This is a genomic window from Limnohabitans sp. B9-3, from assembly GCF_002778325.1.
Taxonomy (GTDB): Bacteria; Pseudomonadota; Gammaproteobacteria; order Burkholderiales; family Burkholderiaceae_C; genus Limnohabitans; species Limnohabitans kasalickyi.
Genome location: NZ_NESI01000001.1, coordinates 200,576 through 213,032, shown reverse-complemented (window position 1 = coordinate 213,032; position 12,457 = coordinate 200,576). Strand labels below are relative to the sequence as shown.

Here is a 12,457-nt window from a genome sequence, read left to right as displayed (position 1 = left end):
CCTCATGCCCACCATCCGCGTCGAACTCATGGAAGGCCGCACCCCCGAACAAAAACGTGATTTGGCGAAGGCTTTGACCGAAGCCACCTGTAAAACCTTGGGCAGCAACCCAGAAGCTGTCGATATTTTGTTTTTTGACATCAAAAAACACGATTGGTCGACGGGCGGTGTTTTGTGGAGCAACAAGACGAGCTAAGGGTCAGCCAGCGGGTCAACCACCCATTAAAAAAGCTGCACGCGTTTGGCGCTGTGCAGCTTTTTTATTTCAACGAAGTTGGGGCGCTTGGCGCCGCGCTGGTTGATGCGTTTGCTTAAGCCGTTGGGAACGTGCCAGGCAACAAGATCGATTGATCGACTTGACCCATTTGTGTGCGACCGCAAAAGGCCATCGACAAGTCCAACTCTTTGTGGATGATTTCCAAGGCTTTGGTCACGCCTTCTTCGCCCATTGCGCCCAAGCCGTACAAAAACGAGCGACCGATGTAAGTGCCTTTGGCACCCAAGGCCATGGCCTTGAGCACGTCTTGGCCGCTGCGCACGCCGCCGTCCATGTGCACTTCAATTTGCGAACCCACTTCGGCCACGATGCCGGGTAGCGCTTCGATGCTGCTTTGCGCTCCGTCCAGTTGACGTCCGCCGTGGTTGGAGACGATCAAGGCGTCTGCCCCTGATTTGACGGCCAAGCGGGCGTCTTCGGCGTCTTGAATGCCTTTCAAAATCAGCTTGCCACCCCAGCGCTCTTTGATCCATGCCACATCGTCCCAGCTCAGAGCGGGGTCAAACTGTTGGGCGGTCCACGACGAGAGGGAACTCATGTTTTCAACGCCGCTCACATGGCCCACGATGTTGCCGAATTCGCGGCGCTTGGTGCCCAGCATGCCCAAGGCCCAGCGAGGCTTGGTGGCGATGTTCAAGATGTTGGTGAGGGTCAATTTAGGCGGCGCTGACAGGCCGTTTTTCAAGTCCTTGTGGCGCTGTCCCAAAATTTGCAAATCGAGCGTCAGCACCAAGGCTTTGCAATTCGCGGCTTTGGCGCGGTCGATCAGGCGCTCAATGAAGCCACGGTCTTTCATGACGTAGAGCTGGAACCAAAAGCCTTCGCCGGCGTGTTGCGCCACGTCTTCGATGGAGCAAATGCTCATGGTCGACAGTGTGAAGGGCACGCCAAATTTGCGGGCTGCGCGGGCTGCCAAAATTTCGCCATCAGCGTGCTGCATGCCGGTCAAACCGGTGGGTGCGATGGCCACGGGCATGGCCACGTCTTGACCAATCATCTGGGCGGCGGTGCTGCGGCCTTCCATGTTGACGGCCACGCGTTGACGCAGCTTGATCTTTTGGAAATCGCTTTCGTTGGCTTTGTAGGTGCTTTCGGTCCAGCTGCCGGAGTCGGCATAGTCGTAAAACATGCGTGGCACGCGTTTTTGCGCCAAAACGCGTAAGTCTTCGATGTTGGTAATCACGGGCATGGGCAAGTCTCCAAATTTGATGCTCCGCATCCTAGCCGCCCAACACCGCTTGGCCTGTGATGCCTGCGACATCGCATGTGAAATTTTTTATGAATGCCAATTCGATGCACACTCGTTGTAATATTGAATTTAACTTAATTGATTAAATTAAGAAAACCAAATAAAATAATTTGAATTGAGTAGACGTTGTTTTGGCCTTTTTTGGGGCCAGCGTCCGCGTCAGCAAGCACAGCAAAAAGATGTCTAAGAATTTTGATCAATATTTTGGCATGGTGGTTCAGGTGGCCAAAGAGCACGGCCACGTGACCCGCCAGGCACTGTCTGAGATGTTTGGATTGAGCCAAGTCGAATCTAGTCAACTGATTCGCGAGGTGATTCAGCGCCATCCCGAGTTGTTCAGCTGGGACTCCGCCACCGGTGCACACCGTGCGGAGTTGAAGGCTTTGCAAAAAATTGAGGCTTCTTTGCCGCTGCCAACTCAGGGCGGTTGAACAAAACACTCCCTATTTACGTCTTGCCACAACGACAGTGGCTGTGCTTGCAACTTAAGAAGCCACTTAATTAGCGTTACGCCAACCTCACCCGATGCCGCGCAATCTGCAGCCGCACCTGCGCAGGCGCGGTGCCGCCCAAGGTGTTGCGGGCGTTGAGCGAGCCTTGCAGGCTGAGCGGACCAAACACATCGGCTTCGATGCGGCTGTCGAACTTTTGCAGGGTTTCGAGCGGCAGCTCTGACAGGTCCACACCCAAGCCTTGGGCGGTCTTGACCGCATGGGCCACCACTTCGTGGGCATCGCGAAACGGCAATCCTTTTTTCACCAAGTAGTCGGCCAAGTCGGTGGCGGTGGCGTAGCCTTTTTTCACGGCCGCTTCCATGGCGGCGGCGTTGACGGTGATGCCGCCTTCTTTTTGGCCCGTGGCGGGGTTGACCTGACCGCCGACCATTTCGCTGAAGATGCGCAGCGTGTCTTTGAGCGTGTCCACCGTGTCGAACAGTGGCTCTTTGTCTTCCTGGTTGTCCTTGTTGTAGGCCAGGGGCTGGCCCTTCATCAAGGTGATCAAGCCCATCAAGTGGCCGACCACACGACCGGTTTTGCCGCGTGCCAGCTCGGGCACATCGGGGTTTTTCTTCTGCGGCATGATCGATGAGCCGGTGGTGAAGCGGTCGGCAATGCGAACAAAGCCGAAGTTCTGGCTCATCCACAAAATCAACTCTTCAGAGAAGCGGCTGATGTGCACCATGCACAGCGAAGCGGCTGCGGTGAATTCGATGGCGAAGTCGCGGTCGCTCACACCGTCCAAGCTGTTTTGGCAAACCTGCGCGTGGCCTTGGTCGTCGACCATGCCCAGCGTGCGGGCCACACGTTCGCGGTCCAGCGGGTAGGTGGTGCCCGCCAAGGCGGCGCTGCCCAGCGGCAGGCGGTTGGTGCGGCGGCGCACGTCGACCATGCGCTCGGCATCGCGGCTGAACATTTCCACATAAGCCAGCAAATGGTGCGCAAAGCTCACCGGCTGGGCCACTTGCAGGTGGGTGAAGCCCGGCAGGATGACTTCGACGTTTTGCTCGGCCACATCGACCAGCGACTTTTGCAGGTCGGCCAGCAAGTCAATGATCAGGTCCATCTCGCTGCGCAACCACAGGCGCACATCGGTGGCCACCTGGTCGTTGCGGCTGCGCCCGGTGTGCAGGCGCTTGCCCGCGTCGCCCACCAGTTGGGTCAGGCGTGCTTCGATGTTCAGGTGCACGTCTTCCAGGTCGAGCTTCCACTCAAAAGCGCCAGATTCGATTTCTTGGGTGATTTGCGCCATGCCGCGCTGGATGTCGGCCAGGTCGCTGGCGCCGATGATCTTTTGCGCGGCCAGCATCTCGGCGTGGGCCAGGCTGCCGGTGATGTCAGCTTGCCACAGGCGCTTGTCAAAGAACACGCTGGCGGTGTAGCGCTTGACCAACTCGCTCATGGGTTCAGAAAAGAGCGCGGACCAGGCTTGGGATTTTTTGTCGAGTTGGTTTGTCATAGGTGGAAGATTTTATCGGGCTGGCGGCTCTTAAAACGCCTGCTAACATTTGGTCCAATTGATTTCGCCACCTCTGACGTGGCCCTACAAAAGCGAGGTTTTGTTTTGTCCACTGCCCCCACACCCACCGTTTCCCTGACCATCGCCACCCGCGAAAGCCGTTTGGCCATGTGGCAAGCCGAGCATGTCCAAGCCTTGTTGCAGGGTCTCGGCCACAGCGTGTCGTTGCTGGGCATGACCACGCAGGGCGACCAAATCTTGGACCGCTCATTGAGCAAAGTGGGTGGCAAGGGCTTGTTTGTGAAAGAGCTCGAAGTGGCGCTGGAAGAAGGTCGCGCCAACTTGGCTGTGCATTCGCTCAAAGACGTGCCAATGGATTTGCCCGAAGGTTTTGACCTCGCGTGTGTGATGGAGCGCGAGGACCCGCGCGATGCGTGGGTATCGTCCACTTATGCACACCTAAACGATTTGCCGCAAGGCGCGGTGGTGGGCACTTCCAGCTTGCGCCGCACGGTGCTGCTGCGTGCGTTGCGCCCTGATTTGAAAATTGAGCCCCTGCGCGGCAACCTCGACACCCGTTTGCGCAAGCTGGACGAAGGCCAGTACGACGGCATTGTGTTGGCTGCTGCGGGCTTGAAGCGTTTGGGTTTGGGCCAGCGCATTCGCCACATTTTTGAAACGTCTGAGATGTTGCCCGCCGCAGGGCAGGGCGCGTTGGGCATTGAAGTGCGCAGCAACCGCGACGATGTGGCCCAAGCCCTGGCCCCTCTGGCCCATGCCGCCTCTTGGCTGACGGTGACCGCCGAACGTGCCGTGAGCCGCGCCATGGGTGGCAGCTGTTCCATGCCTTTGGCGGCCCATGCCACGCTGACCGACGGTGTGCTGCACCTGCAAGCCGCTTGGGGCGACCCCGACGGCGCGCCCGTGTTGCTGCGTGCTCAAACGCAGCAGGCCATGGACCCCACCGACCCCGCATCGCACAACTTGGCCCGTCAATTGGGCGAAGCGGTGGCCGCGCAATTGCGAAGCCTAGGCGCGCGCTGATAGGGGCAGTCGTGCCCATGCGTCTGGTCATCACCCGACCCGCAGGCGACGCCGCGTCGTGGGTGAGCGCCTTACAGGCGGCGGGGCATGAGGCCTTGGTGTTGCCATTGATCGAGATCGCGCCCGTGGCGGATCCGCAGGCTGTGCAAGAGGCTTGGACGCAGTGGCTCAACTTTCAAGCGGTGATGTTTGTCAGTGCACAAGCTGTGCGCTACTTCTTTGCCAAGCCATCCATGGCCTTGGGAGCAGATACATATCAAGCGACACGTCTCACGACAGCAAACGGACCCCGCTGCTGGGCTACGGGTCCAGGCACGCGCAAGGCCTTGTTGAACGCTGGCATTCCCGCTGCGCGCATCGACAGCCCGCCTGAGCACGAGGCCCAGTTCGATTCTGAAGCGCTGTGGCGCGTGGTGGCCCCCCAAGTGCAAGCACTCACCCCTTTTGGCCCACTTGCAAAACCCGTTGTTTTGATCGTGCGGGGCAGTGACGAAGACACCTCCGCCGAGCAAGCCAAGGGCGGTTCAGGCCGCGATTGGCTGACCCAGCAGTTGCAGGCCCTTGGCGTGACGGTGTCGTGGGTCGCTGCTTATGCGCGCAGTGCCCCTGTGTGGACGCCAGCACAACGCGAGCAGGCCGAACAAGCAGCGTCTGATGGCAGTGTGTGGTGTTTCAGCAGCTCACAAGCCATCTCGCATTTGCAACAGTTGTTGCCCGCGCAAAATTGGGCCCAAACGCGCTGCATCGCCACCCACGCGCGGATTGCGCAATCGGCGCAGGCGATCGGGTTTGGTGAGGTTCACGCGGCGCGGCCTTTGGTGGCTGACGTGGTGGCCTCATTAGAATCACTGGCATGAAGCCAGAGCACGTCGAACCCCCTTCCATTACCGCCTCTACAGAGCCTGTTGCCGACACCCCTTGGTTGTTGCGTGGCGTCGGCGTGGTGGCCATCATCGGTGCAGTGGGTATGGGGTTGATGTGGTCTAAGCTCAACGGCATTCAAGAGCAGCTCGCTTTGCAAAGTGCCGACACCGGCAGCAAAGCTGTGGAAGCCAAAGCGGCCTCTAAGCAAGCCGAAGAACTCGCCCGCGAAACCGCCGCCCGTTTGGCCGTGACCGATGCCAAGCTCAGCGAAGTGGCGCTGCAACGCACGCAGCTCGAAGAGTTGATGCAAAGCCTGTCGCGCTCACGCGACGAAAACTTGGTGGTCGACATCGAGTCGGCCATTCGCTTGGCGCAGCAACAGTCGCAACTCACGGGCAGCGTGCAGCCGTTGCTGGCTGCGCTTAACTCCGCCGAGCAGCGTTTGAACAAAGTGGCCCAGCCCCGTTTGGCCCCACTGATGCGTGCGGTCACGCGCGATATTGAGCGTGTCAAACAAGCGGCGGTGGCAGACACACCCAACCTGCTGTTCAAACTCGACGAGCTGGTGCGCGTGGTGGACACCTTGCCCTTGCTCAATGCTGTGGGTGCAGCAGCGCCCAAACCCAAAGCGCCAGCACCTGTGCCGCAGACCACATGGGCCCGCGCCATCAGCATGAGTTGGTGGGAGCAGGTGCTGGCCGATGTGTGGGACGACGCGCGCCGCTTGGTGCGCGTGAGTCGTATCGATCGCCCCGAAGCCAGCTTGCTGGCCCCCGATCAAAGCTTTTTTGTGCGCGAAAACTTGAAGCTGCGTTTGCTGAATGCACGCTTGGCTTTGCTGGCCCGCCACTTCGATGTGGTGCGTTCCGACTTGGCGCAGGCCACCGACGATTTGGTGCAGTACTTCGACACCAGCAGCCGCAGCGGCGCTGCCACCTTGGTGCTAGCCCGTGAGGTGCAGGCGCAGTCCAAGCAAACGGAGTTGCCGCGGGTGGATGACACCTTAGCCGCACTCACCACAGCTGCAGCGGGGCGTTGAGATGCGAGCCGCTTTGTGGTTGATTGCGTTGTTCGCGGTGGCCGTGGCTTCGGCGTTGTTGGCAGGCGGTAACAGCAGCACGGTGACCGTGTTTTGGTCGCCGTACCGTGTCGATCTGTCGATGAATTTGGTGTTGCTGTTGTTGGTCGTGTTTTTCACCGTGGTGCATTTCGCGTTGCGGGCCCTGTCAGCTTTGTTTGAGTTGCCGCACCAAGCGCGACGCTGGCGCTTGCAGCAAAAAGAGCGCGCCATGCACGCCATGCTGCTCGACGGGTTGACACAGCTGATGAGCGGGCGATATGTGCGTTCGGTCAAATCTGCTGAGCAAGTGCTGCATTTGGAGGACTTGCTGTCGCAGACGCGCACGGCCGACGATGTCGCCCCGCGCCATGTGCAGCAGTTGCGTGTGTTGTCGCACTTGATTGCGGCGGAAAGTGCGCAAGCTCTGCGTGACCGCGAAGCGCGCGAAACCCATTTGCAAGCCGTGTTGGACGAAGCCCAAGGCAGTACAAGTGAAGCGGTGTTGGAGGTGGTGGAGGCGGCGCAACTCAGCGCAGCCCGTTGGTCGCTGAGCGACCGCGATGCGCCTGCAGCGCTGCGTTGGTTGGACGGTTTGCGGATGGGCACGGCGCGTCGTACATTGGCGCTGCGCATGCGCCTCAAGGCCTCGCGCATTGAGCACAAATTCGAAGAGGCCTTGGATACGGCACGCTTGCTGTCCAAACACGGCGCTTTCACCGGCGTTGCTGCGCACAGTTTGTTACGCGAGCTGGCCGTGGCCAGCCTGAACAATGCGCACGACAGCGCCCAATTACAACGTGCTTGGGAAGGGCTGGAGCGTCAAGAGCGCGATTTGCCCGAGGTGGTGCTGCACGCTGCAGAGCGCATGTTGCAGCTCAGTGGTGACGCCCGATTGGTGATGCCTTGGTTGACCCCGCTTTGGAACCGCATGGTGCAACAACCCGACAGTTGCGCGCCAGACATGCGTTTGCGCGTGACGCACATGCTGGCGCGTGCGTTGGTGGCGCAGCCTGCGGATGCGGAGTGGCTGGCCAGCATTGAGCGGGCACGTCAAACTTATCCGCGTTGGATGGAGCTGTCGTATTTGGCGGGTATGGTGTGCTGGCACCACGCGCTGTGGGGTAAAGCGCAGCAAATGCTGGAGCAGGCAGCGCCTCAGTTGTCAGAGCCTGAAATGCAGCGTCAAGCTTGGCGCACCTTGGCTCTGTTGGCTGAGCACAAAGAAGAAACGGCGCGTGCCCAGATGTGCTGGAAACGCGCCGCTGAAGTGGCTTTGGTTTGACCTGATTCTTGATGCCAAACAAAAACGGCCTAGAGAGTGATCTCTAGGCCGTTTTCTTTAGGGCTTCCATCACCCCTTTCGGGGTGAGGTGGTTTACAGGTCCTTGCGGGTCTCAACCAGCACCAGAGGACCTTCGTTCAACACCACGACGGGTGGGCGCTCGCGTGGCACATGCACGGGTTTAGGCTCTGCTGCAATGGCGGCTTGAACGGATGCGACGCGGTCTGCGTCTGAATTCACCCATTCCAAACCGCTGCCTTGGGCAATGGCGTGCAACTCAGGCAAAGACAAAGCAAACGCTTGCACCTTGGGCATGCCGCTGACGGCTGCTGGTGCAGCTTGTGCAACAGCTGCTGCAGGCGATGCCTCAGGTGCTTCACGGCGAGGTGCGCGTTCTTCACGAGGTGCACGCTCTTCACGCGGGGCACGCGCTTCGCGGGGTGCACGTTGTTCGCGAGGCTCTTGCTCGTGGCGAACTTGGGGTTCGCGACGCTCGTCTTGCTCACGTTCAGCGGGCGCTTCGTGGGTGCTTTCGTCAGCATTGGCTGGTGCCTGTTGTGACGATTGCGCATCACCTTCTTCGCGTGGACCACGGTCGGCGCGCTCGCCACCGCGTTCGCGGCGGTCACGGCCGTAGCGGTCGCGTGAACGGCGTTCACGACGCTCGCCACCGTTCTCGTCGGTTTGCGGTGCTTGGCCGTCTTGGGCAGCCGCATTCACGTCGAGTGGCAAGCCTTCTGTTTGCGCTGCGTCGTCTTGGCGAGGGGCGCGTTCACGGCGTCCTTCACCGCGGCCTTCGCCACGGGGAGCGCGTTCGCGACGGCCTTCAGAGCGACCTTCACCGCGCGGTGCGTCGTTGCGGGTTTCACCGTTCTCGTCCGTGCGGGCTTCTTCGCTGCGTGGTTCACCGCGCGTGTCAGCACGTTGCTCGCCGCGCTCTTCACGCGCCATGCGTTCGTTGCGGGCTTTGCTGCGGGCTTCGGCTTGCGCTTCTGGGCTGGCGTTGTCTAAAACCGCTTGGCCTTCAGGGGCGCGGCCGTTTTGTCCTTCACCGGCTTGACGGTTGCCGCCACGGTTGCGGTCTTGGCGTGGACCACGGCCTTCGCCACGGGGTTCGTTGCGACCGCCTTCGCCGCGTTCACCGCGGTTCTCGACGTTGCGTTCACCGCGCTCTGGACGCTCGGCACGTTCAGGGCGATCACCGCCGCGCTCTGGACGGCCTTCGCCGCGTTGCTCGGTGCCACGCTCTGCACGTTCACCACCACGTTCGCCGTTACGTCCACCACGTCCACCACGGCCACCGCGTGCCGATGCACCGCGACCGTCGCGACGCTCTTCTTTGCGTTCGCTGGGTTGTTTCTCTTCTACCGCGGGTTGAACCGCCGCAGGCTTGCTGCCACCGAACAAACCTTTGATCCAGCCGAACAAGCCTTGGCTTGGTGCAGCGGGGGCAGCCACAGGTGCGACTGCTTTGGCGACGACAGGGGCTGCTGCAGGTGCAGCAGCCTTAGGCGCAGCCACGGGCTTAGGCAAGTGCACAGGCGCCGGCGCATCAGGCAAGACGCCTTTGATGATGGGCGTTTGCTTGTTGGTGGGTTCTTGCGAACGGCGGGTCACAGCGGTGGGGTCTTCCACCATTTCGACCATCTTGTAGCTCGGCTCGATGCGGTCCAAACGTGGGTCGTCGTGCTTCAAGCGCTCCAACTTGTAGTTGGGGGTTTCGAGCGACTTGTTGGGCACCAACAGCACGTTCAGGCGCTGCTGAATTTCGATCTTGGCGATCTCGGTGCGCTTTTCGTTCAACAAGAACGAGGCCACTTCCACCGGCACTTGGGCATACACGGCCGCCGTGTTGTCCTTCATCGCCTCTTCTTGGATGATGCGCAAAATTTGCAGTGCCGAGCTCTCGGTGTCACGCACGTGGCCAGAGCCGCCGCAACGTGGGCAAGGAATGGAAGCACCTTCGCTCAGCGCAGGGCGCAGGCGTTGACGGCTCATTTCCATCAAGCCGAATTTGCTGATGGTGCCGAACTGCACGCGGGCGCGGTCTTGACGCAGGGCATCGCGCAAGCGGTTTTCCACGTCACGGCGGTTGCGGCTTTCGTCCATGTCAATGAAGTCAATGACGATCAGGCCGCCCAAATCGCGCAAGCGCATTTGGCGGGCCACTTCGTCGGCGGCTTCTAGGTTGGTGCGGGTGGCGGTCTCTTCAATGTCGCCGCCTTTGATGGCGCGGGCCGAGTTAACGTCCACCGACACCAGAGCTTCGGTGTGGTCAATCACAATCGCGCCGCCCGAGGGCAGGTTGACGGTGCGGGCGTAGGCTGATTCGATTTGGTGTTCGATTTGGAAGCGGCTGAACAGCGGTGTTTCGTCTGTGTAGCGCTTCACGCGGGCGGCATGCTCGGGCATGACGTGGGCCATGAACTGCTGCGCTTGGTCGTAAATGTCATCGGTGTCGATCAAGATGTCGCCGATGTCGTGGTTGAAGTAATCGCGGATGGCCCGGATCACCAAGCTCGATTCTTGGTAAATCAAGAATGCACCCTTGGCACCTTTGGCGCCGTCGATGGCGGACCATAACTTGAGCAAGTAGTTCAAGTCCCACTGGAGCTCAGGCGCGCTGCGGCCAATGCCTGCGGTGCGGGCAATGATGGACATGCCGTTGGGGTATTCCAACTGGTCCATGGCTTCTTTGAGTTCTGCGCGGTCGTCGCCCTCGATGCGACGGCTGACGCCGCCACCGCGAGGGTTGTTGGGCATGAGCACCACGTAGCGACCGGCCAAGCTGACGAACGTGGTCAGGGCTGCGCCCTTGTTGCCACGTTCTTCTTTTTCCACTTGGACCAACAGTTCTTGGCCTTCACGGATCACGTCTTGGATGCGCGCTTGGCTCACCGACACGCCTTGGGCGAAGTACTGTTTGGAGATTTCTTTGAACGGCAAGAAACCGTGGCGGTCTTCGCCGTAGTCCACAAAGCAGGCTTCGAGCGAGGGCTCGACACGGGTCACAACGGCTTTGTAAATGTTGCCTTTGCGCTGTTCGCGGCCTTCAATTTCGATTTCGTAGTCGAGCAGTTTTTGACCGTCGACGATGGCCAGGCGGCGTTCTTCCGACTGGGTGGCATTGATAAGCATCCGTTTCATGATGCAGTCCTTCACGTTCTAAATCTTCACAGGCCCATGACGGGCCAACGATGCCGGAACGAACGTCAGAAAACGAAGGGAATTGCCGCTGAGACCGTCGCCGCTGCACTCATCAAAATTGTGAGATCAGCGCAGGGGACGGTGGTTGGGCGCGTGGATAAGGGCAAGAAGTCGCGGTTGTCCTGTTGTCGAGTGCGAGGCCTGATGAGCCGGTGCAGGGGAGACAGGGCTGGTCCAGCTGGCAAAGATGCGACGCGCAACGCTGCACACAGATGGTGGCAAAAGCCACGCTGTGCAGAGTTCCATCAACATATAAATTGCCACAACCATCGTTTTTGCTTCTTGCAGTGATCCGTTGTGAAGGCTTTTCAAAAAGAGCCGCCACAACTTGGGGTATTCCATTTCGGTGTTTTCTGAGCGTCGGCTCATCTTTTGGGGCGCGGGCCACGCAGTCTCTTGGGTACTGGGTCTGCGTCGCGGGCACAAAAGGGGCATCGACCTTACCGCGTTCGTCAGTCCATGATCTAATCTCTGTTAAATCAAGGACTTAGAGCAAAACGCTGGTGAATCACATTATAGGGGCTTCAGCCCCAACCCCTCCCCCCTCCGTACAAACCCTGACTGTCGACGAAGACTCGGCGGGTCAGCGCTTAGACAACTTCCTCATGCGCCACCTCAAAGGCGTGCCCAAGACCCACGTTTACCGCATCATCCGCTCCGGCGAAGTGCGGGTGAACAAGGGTCGCGCCTCGGCCGATCAGCGGGTGGAGGCGGGCGACTTGGTGCGTTTGCCACCCGTGCGCATCTCGGCTCAAGTGCAGGCCAAGGCCGATGCACCCGCACCGGCCCGTGAATTCCCCGTGCTGATGGAAGACGAGGCCATGATGGCCATCGACAAACCCGCCGGCGTGGCCGTTCACGGCGGCAGTGGCGTCAGCTTTGGCGTGATTGAGCAATTGCGCCGCGCCCGGCCTGCGTCCACCAACTTGGAACTCGTGCACCGCTTAGACCGCGAAACCTCGGGCGTTTTGTTGGTCGCTAAAAAGCGCAGCGCGCTGAAACATCTGCAAGACCAGTTCCGGGACCGGGAAACCGGCAAAACCTACATGGCTTTGGTGTTGGGGCTGTGGCCGTCCAACAAGAAGGTGATTGACCTGCCGTTGATGAAATACACCGTCGACACCGGTGTGGGCGAGGGCGAACGTCGCGTCAAAGTGGTGGGCAAAGACGACCCCAATGGCATGCGGTCCATCACCTTGGTGCGGGTTGCGCGCACGATTGGGCCGTTCACCTTGTTGGAGGTGACCATCAAAACAGGTCGCACCCATCAAATTCGCGTGCATTTGGCCAGCCAAGGCCATCCGATTGCGGGCGACGACAAATACGGTGAGTTCGAGAAAAACAAGCAATTGCAAAAAATGGGCCTCAAGCGCATGTTTTTGCATGCGTGGCAGCTGAAGTTCCAACACCCACAAACGGGGCGGTTGGTCAGTTTGCAAGCCCCGTTGCCGCCGGAGTTGAAGAGTTTTGTCGACTCGGTGCAGCCGCCCATCATCCAACCCCACCTCGACGTTTAAG

Annotated in this window: 11 protein-coding genes; 8 read left to right on the top strand and 3 right to left on the bottom strand. The window is 59.9% G+C overall.

The window, feature by feature from the left end; translation table 11 throughout:
• The first annotated feature begins 4 nt into the window (after positions 1 to 4).
• Both B9Z42_RS01045 and B9Z42_RS16390 read left to right on the top strand, forming a co-directional pair.
• Positions 5 to 196, top strand: a complete 192-nt coding sequence (locus tag B9Z42_RS01045) for a 4-oxalocrotonate tautomerase (RefSeq protein WP_100131482.1) — start codon at positions 5 to 7, stop codon at positions 194 to 196.
• Positions 175 to 315, top strand: coding sequence for a hypothetical protein (locus B9Z42_RS16390; RefSeq protein ID WP_233203504.1), 141 nt, complete (start codon positions 175 to 177; stop codon positions 313 to 315). The genes B9Z42_RS01045 and B9Z42_RS16390 overlap by 22 nt, the downstream gene beginning before the upstream one ends.
• Here B9Z42_RS16390 and B9Z42_RS01040 read toward each other — a convergent pair.
• The gene (locus tag B9Z42_RS01040) at positions 312 to 1,466 is read right to left on the bottom strand and encodes an alpha-hydroxy acid oxidase (protein WP_100131799.1); all 1,155 of its coding nucleotides are present in this window, start codon (positions 1,464 to 1,466) and stop codon (positions 312 to 314) included. The two genes, B9Z42_RS16390 and B9Z42_RS01040, sit on opposite strands and share 4 nt — an antisense overlap.
• Positions 1,467 to 1,705: 239 nt before the next feature.
• Here B9Z42_RS01040 and B9Z42_RS01035 point away from each other — a divergent pair, with 239 nt between their 5' ends.
• Positions 1,706 to 1,957 (top strand): hypothetical protein, encoded by a 252-nt coding sequence (locus tag B9Z42_RS01035; protein WP_143474014.1) that lies wholly within the window; start codon positions 1,706 to 1,708, stop codon positions 1,955 to 1,957.
• Between the two features lie 76 nt (positions 1,958 to 2,033).
• On the opposite strand, the gene argH is transcribed toward B9Z42_RS01035, so the two are convergent.
• Positions 2,034 to 3,482: an argininosuccinate lyase gene (argH, locus tag B9Z42_RS01030; RefSeq protein WP_100131480.1), complete on the bottom strand. Its 1,449-nt coding sequence runs from the start codon at positions 3,480 to 3,482 to the stop codon at positions 2,034 to 2,036.
• A gap of 168 nt (positions 3,483 to 3,650) precedes the next feature.
• Here argH and hemC point away from each other — a divergent pair, with 168 nt between their 5' ends.
• Genes hemC through B9Z42_RS01010 form a run of 4 tightly spaced genes read left to right on the top strand, consistent with a single transcriptional unit; the run spans position 3,651 to position 7,732 of the window.
• Positions 3,651 to 4,526: a hydroxymethylbilane synthase gene (gene hemC, locus B9Z42_RS01025; protein WP_233203499.1), complete on the top strand. Its 876-nt coding sequence runs from the start codon at positions 3,651 to 3,653 to the stop codon at positions 4,524 to 4,526.
• A 17-nt stretch (positions 4,527 to 4,543) separates the two neighbouring features.
• Complete coding sequence (locus B9Z42_RS01020) at positions 4,544 to 5,383, top strand: uroporphyrinogen-III synthase (RefSeq protein ID WP_100131797.1); 840 nt, start codon at positions 4,544 to 4,546, stop codon at positions 5,381 to 5,383.
• Positions 5,380 to 6,429 carry a uroporphyrinogen-III C-methyltransferase gene (locus tag B9Z42_RS01015; RefSeq protein ID WP_100131479.1) on the top strand — a complete coding sequence of 350 codons (1,050 nt, stop codon included), beginning with the start codon at positions 5,380 to 5,382 and terminating at the stop codon, positions 6,427 to 6,429. Before B9Z42_RS01020 ends, B9Z42_RS01015 begins: the two co-directional genes overlap by 4 nt.
• Position 6,430: 1 nt before the next feature.
• Positions 6,431 to 7,732, top strand: a complete 1,302-nt coding sequence (locus B9Z42_RS01010; protein ID WP_100131478.1) for a heme biosynthesis protein HemY — start codon at positions 6,431 to 6,433, stop codon at positions 7,730 to 7,732.
• 93 nt (positions 7,733 to 7,825) lie between these two features.
• Here B9Z42_RS01010 and B9Z42_RS01005 read toward each other — a convergent pair whose 3' ends face one another.
• On the bottom strand, positions 7,826 to 10,879 hold the full coding sequence (locus B9Z42_RS01005) for an Rne/Rng family ribonuclease (RefSeq protein ID WP_100131477.1): 3,054 nt from the start codon (positions 10,877 to 10,879) through the stop codon (positions 7,826 to 7,828).
• Positions 10,880 to 11,442: 563 nt separating this feature from the next.
• Here B9Z42_RS01005 and B9Z42_RS01000 point away from each other — a divergent pair.
• The gene (locus B9Z42_RS01000) at positions 11,443 to 12,456 is read left to right on the top strand and encodes an RluA family pseudouridine synthase (RefSeq protein ID WP_255407966.1); all 1,014 of its coding nucleotides are present in this window, start codon (positions 11,443 to 11,445) and stop codon (positions 12,454 to 12,456) included.
• Position 12,457 lies beyond the last annotated feature (1 nt).

What these genes read in the sequence shown, in the direction of transcription:
- B9Z42_RS01045 (WP_100131482.1), top strand. Translation starts at nt 5, where the DNA reads ATGCCCACCATCCGCGTCGAACTCATGGAAGGCCGCACCCCCGAACAA.
- B9Z42_RS01040 (WP_100131799.1), bottom strand. Translation starts at nt 1,466, where the DNA reads ATGCCCGTGATTACCAACATCGAAGACTTACGCGTTTTGGCGCAAAAA.
- B9Z42_RS01035 (WP_143474014.1), top strand. Translation starts at nt 1,706, where the DNA reads ATGTCTAAGAATTTTGATCAATATTTTGGCATGGTGGTTCAGGTGGCC.
- argH (WP_100131480.1), bottom strand. Translation starts at nt 3,482, where the DNA reads ATGACAAACCAACTCGACAAAAAATCCCAAGCCTGGTCCGCGCTCTTT.
- hemC (WP_233203499.1), top strand. Translation starts at nt 3,651, where the DNA reads ATGTGGCAAGCCGAGCATGTCCAAGCCTTGTTGCAGGGTCTCGGCCAC.
- B9Z42_RS01020 (WP_100131797.1), top strand. Translation starts at nt 4,544, where the DNA reads ATGCGTCTGGTCATCACCCGACCCGCAGGCGACGCCGCGTCGTGGGTG.
- B9Z42_RS01015 (WP_100131479.1), top strand. Translation starts at nt 5,380, where the DNA reads ATGAAGCCAGAGCACGTCGAACCCCCTTCCATTACCGCCTCTACAGAG.
- B9Z42_RS01010 (WP_100131478.1), top strand. Translation starts at nt 6,431, where the DNA reads ATGCGAGCCGCTTTGTGGTTGATTGCGTTGTTCGCGGTGGCCGTGGCT.
- B9Z42_RS01005 (WP_100131477.1), bottom strand. Translation starts at nt 10,879, where the DNA reads ATGAAACGGATGCTTATCAATGCCACCCAGTCGGAAGAACGCCGCCTG.